This window comes from Pseudomonas sp. 05N434 (genome assembly GCF_056396965.1).
Map to the genome: position 1 here is coordinate 1 of NZ_JBFTMK010001027.1, position 645 is coordinate 645.

The 645-nt window shown below is 55.4% G+C and carries 1 protein-coding gene; it reads left to right on the forward strand.

The features are described 5' to 3' along the window. A partial coding sequence (locus AC1DLB_RS31500; protein ID WP_477786468.1) for an Hsp20 family protein occupies nucleotides 1-304 on the forward strand: 304 nt, incomplete at its 5' end. Nucleotides 305-645: the final 341 nt, after the last annotated feature.

Below are 645 nucleotides of genomic sequence, written 5' to 3' on the forward strand. Positions count from 1 at the left end.
ATACCGCATCGTTGTGGCGGCCGCCGGTTTCCAGGAAGACGACCTGGACCTGCAAGTAGAAAAAGGTGTACTGACCATCAGTGGCGGCAAACGTGACGCGGACGAAAACGTCACTTACCTGTACCAAGGCATCGCACAGCGCGCCTTCAAACTGTCGTTCCGTCTGGCGGACCACATCGAAATCAAGGCCGCCGAACTGCGCAACGGTTTGTTGAATATTGAGCTGTTGCGGGTTATTCCGGAAGAAGCGAAAGCCAAACGCATCCCGATCAATGGGGCGGAAAAACCGGCTCTGCAACACTAATCGGTCAGAGCAAATGAGAAGGGCGCCATCCACTGGCGCCCTTTTTTTGTCCGTTATCCCGTCCTGARTAAGATTTACACCTATTTGTAGCAGCTGCCGAGCCCGCGAGGCTGCGATCGGCTGCGTAGCAGTCGCAAAACCTGCCACCGCGTTCTTTCAGGTAAATGGTATTGACTGGATTACGACTGCTTCGCAGCCGAACGCAGCCTCGCAGGCTCGACAGCTGCTACAGTCGAATGCGGAGCTGCTACGGGTCTATTTGAGCAGTTWCTGAAACTCCTCCACCAGCAACGGCCGGCTGTGCAAATACCCCTGATACAAATGGCAGCCCAGCCCTTGCA